Source organism: Shinella sp. 838 (assembly GCF_029623935.1).
GTDB lineage: Bacteria > Pseudomonadota > Alphaproteobacteria > Rhizobiales > Rhizobiaceae > Shinella.
Genome location: NZ_JARSBQ010000020.1, coordinates 44,206 through 50,805, shown reverse-complemented (window position 1 = coordinate 50,805; position 6,600 = coordinate 44,206). Strand labels below are relative to the sequence as shown.

Below are 6,600 nucleotides of genomic sequence, written 5' to 3'. Positions count from 1 at the left end.
TCGACCCCAATCATCGTGTCGTATGTCATGCTGCCATCCTTCCACCCGCTGGATTTAACCCGACCATCCTCTGACAGAACGTGCCGGGTGGGTAGGGCGGCAACCACGCCATCTATTCAGAGATTTGGCTGTACCGCGTAGAGAGCCAGCCCTACGGCGACGCTGAAGGTGAGTGCTGCGAACAGCGTGTTCAAGATACTCGTATAGCGTTTGAGGCCGTGAGCCGCGCGATATCCCGTCAGCGCGCCCAGCACGCCGCCGCCGATGAACGCACCGGCGAGCGGCCAATCGACCAGGCCCGACAGGGAATAGCTGACGCCCGTCGTCGCACCGAAAGAAGCGATGGCCACCAGGGACGACGCGATGGCGTTGATCGCCGGCATGCCGGTCGAGATCATCAGGCCAGGCACGATCAGGAAGCCGCCACCGATGCCGAAAAAGCCGGAGATGATGCCTGTCCCCGCCCCGAAGGCCAGCACTTTCGGCGCATTCGTGCGCGTACAGGTCGATGCGGGGTCGCCAGCCCGGTGGCGCCGTTTCAGCATGGTCAGGCTGACGACCATCATGAGGGCGGCAAACAGCAGCAGCAGGCGCTTGCCGTCCAGCGCTTTGCCGAGTGCAGCGCCAATCCACGCACCTGCGATACCGGTGGCACAATATACCGCCGCGCAGCGCCATTTCACGATGCCGTGGCGAGCGTGCATGGCCAAACCTGACAAGGCGTTCACCGCGACTGCGATGGCGCTGGTTCCGATCGCCATATGCACATTGCTCAGGCCGACAACGTGCACGAGCAGAGGGACGGCCAGAATGGATCCGCCTCCCCCGAACAAAGAAAGGCTGAATCCCACCAGGCTGCCGGATGCGGCCGCCAGAACATACTGTGCAAAGTCGAGGGGCATGGGTGGCTCTACTGCACTGCGGTGGATGGCGCCCCATTGCAAAGCGGGCTGCCGTTTAAGAGGATGATCAGCTCCAGGCGGCCCCTTGCAGGGCGTTCAGGGGAATTTTCAGATAGCGCCGGCCGTTCTCCTCCGGTTCCGGCAAGCGGCCGCCGTTGATGTTGACCTGCAAGGCGTGGAGGATGAGCTTGGGCATCGGCAAGGTCTGGTCGCGCGCCTGCCGGAACGCCACGAACGCGTTTTCGTCAGAATGGGCGGTCAGGTGAATGTTGTCCGCTCTCTGCCCGGCAACCGTGCTCTCCCAGCGCGGTGCGCGGCCGCCCGGCTGGTAGTCGTGACCGACGAAGACGCGGGTGTCGTCCGGCAATGCCAGGATATCCTGGATGCTCGCCCAGAGCGCCTGTGCGCTCCCGCCGGGAAAGTCCGTCCGCGCCGTACCGCTGTCGGGCATGAAGAGTGTGTCATGGACAAAGGCGGCGTCGCCGGCGACATAGGTGATCGAGGCCAGAGTGTGGCCCGGCGAGAACAGCACCCCGGTTTTGATCCCGCCAATATGGAACGTGTCGCCATGGTCGAACAGCTGGTCCCATTGTGAGCCGTCTGTACGAAGGGTGGGCCAGTTGTAAATATCGGCCCAGAGCTTCTGGACGTCGACGATGTGTGCGCCGATGGCGGTGGGCGCCCCGGTTTTGTCCTTCAGATAGGCGGCAGCGGAAAGGTGGTCGGCATGGGGATGGGTATCCAGGATCCACTGCACGTCCAGGCCCTCGGCGCGCACGAAGTCGAGCAGCCGGTCTGCATTGTCCGTGGCAGTTGTGCCGGATTTCTCATCGAAGTCCAGCACCGGGTCAACAATGGCGCAGGCTTTCGTCGCGGGATCGGCGATCACGTATTGCACGGACCAGGTACGCGGATCGAAGAAGGCAGCGATGTCGGGTCTCGTCATGATCACGCTCCCAGGGCAAGAGCCGTGCGCGGGAAGAAGATGGCGCGCGCCGGATCGAAATCGTAGTGCGGCTCGTAGCGGGATGCATCGGTCGCAAGCTCGGCAACCGCATCGAGAATGAACGCCACATCCTCATCGGGCAGAAGGACGCTGAAGTTCAACCGGATGAACCCGGGCTTGAGCATCTCCTGCCCGGCCAGAAGAGCGGCTCGTAGGTGCAGCGACTGGTCGGCGTCGATGCCGAGAAGGCGATGAACATACGGGCCGGCGCAGGCGCAGCCGCCTCGTGCCTGGATGCCGTAGCGGTCGCTCAGCATGCGTGTAACGAGTTGCTGGTGAACATATCCGCCCCTGCCGTCGCGGACACGAAAGGCGAAGATCGGCAGCCGCGTTGGATCGGGCGGGCCGAGCAGCTCCAGGTGCTTGACATTGCACCAGGCGGCAAGGGCGCGACGGGTCAGGATGCCATTGCGTGCTTGCATCACTGTATGGCCGATCGCGTCTTTGACCAGGAAGGCGAGCGCGGCGCGCACGTCGCCCACGACATTTGGCGTGCCGGCTTCCTCGCGCGCTTCCAGGCTGTCGCTGTAGTCATGGCCTGCCGGAGAGACGAATTTGACAGTGCCGCCACCGGGCCACGTCGGCTTGTCCGCGATCGCTGCATCGCGCCGGAGGATCAGAACGCCGGACGCTCCCGGGCCGCCGATGAATTTGTGCGGTGACACCACCGTCGCATCGATATCGGCATCCGCACCGGGGGACATGGCGATGGGCAGATAGGGACCTGCACCGGCATAATCCCAGACGATCCTGGCACCGGCCGCTTTGGCGAGCCGCGTGACGGCCGCGACATCCGTGACGATGCCGGTGACGTTGGAAGCGGCGGAGAAGGCGCAGACGACAAGATCGGCAGGTTGCCGCAAAGCGGCTTCGAGCTCCGCGAGATCTGGGCCGCTGCCGTCCGCGCCTTCGGCAATCTCGATCACCTCGGCGCCACTCTCTCGCCAAGGCAGGATGTTGGAATGATGTTCATAGGGGCCGATCAGGATGCGTACGCGCTTTCCCGCGGCGACCCCCTCGCTTACACCCAGCAGGTGAACCAGCCGGTTGAGGCCGGCCGTTGCCCCGGAACCCGTGAAGATCACGGCGTGCTCCGGCCCAGCCCCACAACAGGCGGCGATTGCTGCACGCGCCTCACGGCGCAGCCGCGTCATGAAGCCGCCGCAATAGGACGCCTCGGTATGGCTGTTGGCGTAATAGGGCAGGACCCGTTCGAGAACGAAGCGCTCTACCTGCATCAGGGCCCGCCCGGAAGCGACATAGTCGGCATAGAGGAGGCGTTTGACCCCGAATGGTCCCTCGACTGTCGCGTCTTTGCCCACCAATCCGGCGCGTAACGCCGCAATGGTGTTTTCATCGGCAAGGCTCCGGCGAAAATCCGCGAGTGGGCCGGCAGCATGCAGGTTGTCGAGGGAATGTCGGCTCATCAAGACCTCCGGAATGGTACGGATGATGAGTCTAACCAAGCCGAAGCATTGAAACTTCATCGTTCTTATGCGATTTTTCAAGAAAAATGGGTAGAATGAACGATAGTATGGACAAAATTGACGAAATTGATCTGCGAATACTGACTTCCCTGCAAAAGGATGGTGCTGTCTCGCAACGCGATTTGGCTGACCGGGTGGGCCTTTCGCAGAATGCCCTCTGGCGCCGCCTGCAGCGGCTGAACGCCAGTGGTCTCATTCGCGGTACTCATACCGCGATCGATGTCGCGGCACTCGGCCTCGACCTGACCGTGTTCGTGATGATCCGTACCCGTCATCACTCCAAGGAATGGGCCGACGGCTTCCGCAAACACGTGGAGCGCTTGCCGGAAGTGACGGACTTCTATCGGATCGGCGGTGACTGGGACTATCTGATCAAGGTGGTGACACGCGGCATGTCCGGCTATGACGCCTTTTATCAAAAGCTTATCACCGATTTTGATCTCATGACTGTTACCGGCTTCTTTTCGATGGAAACGATCGTGGCTGATCGAATGCCGGATCTGCGCGGTCTTGCGCGCTAAGAGTTTGGTTTATTATTGAGATCCCTCTCCGCGCTGAAACACCGCCGAGTTCGGTGGGCCGAACCGGACCGTGGTTCAGTGCGTTGTAGCGTATTACATATTTCGCATAAAATACGTATATTCCGTATGTTCAGAATCGAGGGCGACGATGAAGCAATTCACCTTCTCCGACATGAATTGCGCCTCTGGAGAAGTCCTGGAAGCCGCCCTTGTCGAGCGTGTCGGGCTAACCAAACACGGCAAATAGAAGCTCGTGATCCTCCGGGCCGATGCCTACGAGCACCTGAAGCGTGAGACCCATACCAGAGCATATCTGCTGGAGGGTGCGCCTGAAGAAATCTACGATGAACTGATGGCAGGCATCGACGCGATCCCCGACGATGTAGGCCGCACTGTTTGAGGATGACCAGTTTCTTGGAATTTTCTGGTGATCTAAGTTATTGTATCTGCGCCATTCATTGGCCTCGTTTCCGCCCGTTAGGGCGGGCGCCTAAGTAGCGGCTCTTCGTGCGTCGAAAGCAAAGACCTTTTCCGCGAGATCGCTGATGTGTTCTGCAATCGGGATTGCCGAGGTTGCCGCCGGCGAAGGTGCATTGCAGATGTGGATCGTACGGGCGGAACGGCGGATCAGAAAATCATGCACGAGCGTTCCGTCGCGCATCACGGCCTGCGCCCTTATCCCGGGTGGGTGAGGCAGGAGATCGGCGAGCTCCAGTGGCGGGCAGTAGCGTTGGCAGGCTTTCAGGTAGCGGCGGCGGAAGGCGGAGTTCGCCGCTTCCTTGAGGCCGGAGGAAAGATTGGCCTGCAGCGTGCGCCAGAAGCCGGGGAACCGCGCCATGTCGCCAAGGTCGCCGAAATCGATGGCGAGCTTGCCGTAGCCCTCGCGCGCCAGCGAGAGTACGGCGTTCGGACCGACGGTGACAAAGCCGCCGATCATGCGCGTGAGATGGATGCCGAGGAAGGGCAGGGCCGGATCGGGTACGGGATAGATGAGATGGCGCACGACCTCGTCGTGGCGCGGCGCGAGGCGGAAATATTCGCCCTTGAAGGGCACGATGGAAAAATCGCCGCCGAGACCGCAGAGGGCGGCGAGCCGATCGGCCATCAGGCCGGCGCAGACGACGAGATGGCGCGTGATGCGGACGCTTCCGTCGGCGAGGGTGAGGCGCACATCGTTCGCCCGCTCCTCGATGTGCCGCACCTCGGCCCCGCAGGTCACCTGCCCGCCGAGATCGCCGACCAGCGCGGCCATGCGGCGCACGATGGCGCCATAGTCGGCGATGCCGGTCGCAGGGCTCAGCAGCGCGCCGAGCCCGACGATGTTGGGCTCGATCTCCCCCAGCTCCGCGGCGCTGATGCGCCGGACGGCGAGGCCGTTCGCCGCCGCCCGCGTTTCGAGCGCGGCAAGGCGCTCCATCTCGACCGGCGACGTGGCGACCAGCAGTTTTCCCGGTTGTTCATGCGCGATGCCGTGCTCGGCGGAAAAACGCAGCGTGGCGGCAAGGCCGCGCCGGCAGAATTCCGCCTTCAGACTGCCCGGCGCATAATAGATGCCGGCATGGATGACGCCGCTGTTGCGCCCGGTCTGGTGCAGGGCAAGGTTTTGTTCCTTCTCCAGCACTTCCAGCGAAATGCCGGGAAAGCGCTGCAGCAGTTCGTAGGCCGTCGCGATGCCGACGATGCCGCCGCCGATGATCGTGATGTCGGTCAAGGCTCTCTCCCTGTCCCGGGCGGCGTCGCCGCCGCCCGTCTCTCCGTGTTTCAGGCGATCGGCCGGATCTTCTGGTCGCCGTGGCGGCGTTCCCAGTCGGCCCATTCGTCATGCGGATTGGGATCGCGCAGGGTGGTCGGCTCGGCGAAGGCGAAGTCGGCGATGGCATCCTTGCGCAGGCACACGACGCCCTTGTGCTTCAGCGCATAGTCGAGGAAACGGTCGAGCGAGCGCACGCGGAAGGGGCGGCCCTGCACGCGGTCGTGCGTGGAGATCGACATCATGCGCCGACGGGTGGCGGCCTCCTCGTAGAGCACGTCGAATTCGTCCTTGAGCTGGCGCTCATATTCCGTGTTGGTGAACTTGTAGCCTTCGAACTGCACGATGTCGTTGAGGGTCAGCGAATAGGGCACGACGGCGAAATCCTTGCCGCGCACGGGGATGAGGAAGGGTTCGTCCCGGCTGACATCGTCGATGTGATAGCGGAACCCCTCGTCCTGCAGGATTTTCAGCGTATTGACCGTGCCGCGCATCGCCGCGCCGTTGTAACCGACGGGGGCGACGCCGGTGGCGCGCCGGATCGACTCGACATTGTCGCGGATGAATTTCCGCTCCTCCGGTTCCTGGAGGTCGACCTGGAGAATCCAGTCGCGTCCGTGGGCTGCGGCCTCGTGGCCGCGCTCGACGATTTCGCGGGCGACGGCAGGGCTGCGGTCGACGGCCGAGCCGACCATGTGCGACGTCACCTTGACGGCGTGTTTGTCCCAGAGATCTAGCATGCGCTGGATGCCCTCGACATAGCCGTAGCGATACCAGCTCTTCGTCGGGAAATCGGGATAGGAGGGGTCCATGTCGATAAAGCCGGAGAAGGGGCCGCCCGGACCATAGGGCGCTTCGCCACCGGCCTCGAACTGCATGGAAATGGAAATCACGAGCCGGATGTCGTCCGGCCAAAAGGTTTTGGTCATCTTGC

At 62.8% G+C, this 6,600-nt stretch carries 6 protein-coding genes; 1 reads left to right on the top strand and 5 read right to left on the bottom strand.

The window, feature by feature from the left end:
- Window positions 1-116 precede the first annotated feature (116 nt).
- From P9A16_RS32915 to P9A16_RS32905, 3 genes are all read right to left on the bottom strand, one after another.
- Window positions 117-902: a sulfite exporter TauE/SafE family protein gene (locus P9A16_RS32915; protein WP_278026424.1), complete on the bottom strand. Its 786-nt coding sequence runs from the start codon at window positions 900-902 to the stop codon at window positions 117-119.
- A gap of 67 nt (window positions 903-969) precedes the next feature.
- Entirely contained in the window at window positions 970-1,848 is an 879-nt protein-coding gene (locus tag P9A16_RS32910; protein WP_023511924.1) for an MBL fold metallo-hydrolase, read from the bottom strand.
- A 2-nt stretch (window positions 1,849-1,850) separates the two neighbouring features.
- Entirely contained in the window at window positions 1,851-3,335 is a 1,485-nt protein-coding gene (locus tag P9A16_RS32905; RefSeq protein ID WP_278026423.1) for an aminotransferase class V-fold PLP-dependent enzyme, read from the bottom strand.
- A 95-nt stretch (window positions 3,336-3,430) separates the two neighbouring features.
- Here P9A16_RS32905 and P9A16_RS32900 point away from each other — a divergent pair, with 95 nt between their 5' ends.
- Complete coding sequence (locus P9A16_RS32900) at window positions 3,431-3,916, top strand: Lrp/AsnC family transcriptional regulator (protein ID WP_023517595.1); 486 nt, start codon at window positions 3,431-3,433, stop codon at window positions 3,914-3,916.
- A gap of 490 nt (window positions 3,917-4,406) precedes the next feature.
- Here P9A16_RS32900 and lhgO read toward each other — a convergent pair whose 3' ends face one another.
- Window positions 4,407-5,627 (bottom strand): L-2-hydroxyglutarate oxidase, encoded by a 1,221-nt coding sequence (gene lhgO, locus P9A16_RS32895; RefSeq protein WP_278026422.1) that lies wholly within the window; start codon window positions 5,625-5,627, stop codon window positions 4,407-4,409.
- A 50-nt stretch (window positions 5,628-5,677) separates the two neighbouring features.
- Window positions 5,678-6,595 (bottom strand): polysaccharide deacetylase family protein, encoded by a 918-nt coding sequence (locus tag P9A16_RS32890; protein ID WP_278026421.1) that lies wholly within the window; start codon window positions 6,593-6,595, stop codon window positions 5,678-5,680.
- Between the last annotated feature and the right edge of the window lie 5 nt (window positions 6,596-6,600).

Coding starts and splice junctions, on each gene's coding strand:
- P9A16_RS32900 (WP_023517595.1), top strand. CDS start 3,431: ATGAACGATAGTATGGACAAAATTGACGAAATTGATCTGCGAATACTG.
- P9A16_RS32890 (WP_278026421.1), bottom strand. CDS start 6,595: ATGACCAAAACCTTTTGGCCGGACGACATCCGGCTCGTGATTTCCATT.
- P9A16_RS32915 (WP_278026424.1), bottom strand. CDS start 902: ATGCCCCTCGACTTTGCACAGTATGTTCTGGCGGCCGCATCCGGCAGC.
- P9A16_RS32910 (WP_023511924.1), bottom strand. CDS start 1,848: ATGACGAGACCCGACATCGCTGCCTTCTTCGATCCGCGTACCTGGTCC.
- P9A16_RS32905 (WP_278026423.1), bottom strand. CDS start 3,335: ATGAGCCGACATTCCCTCGACAACCTGCATGCTGCCGGCCCACTCGCG.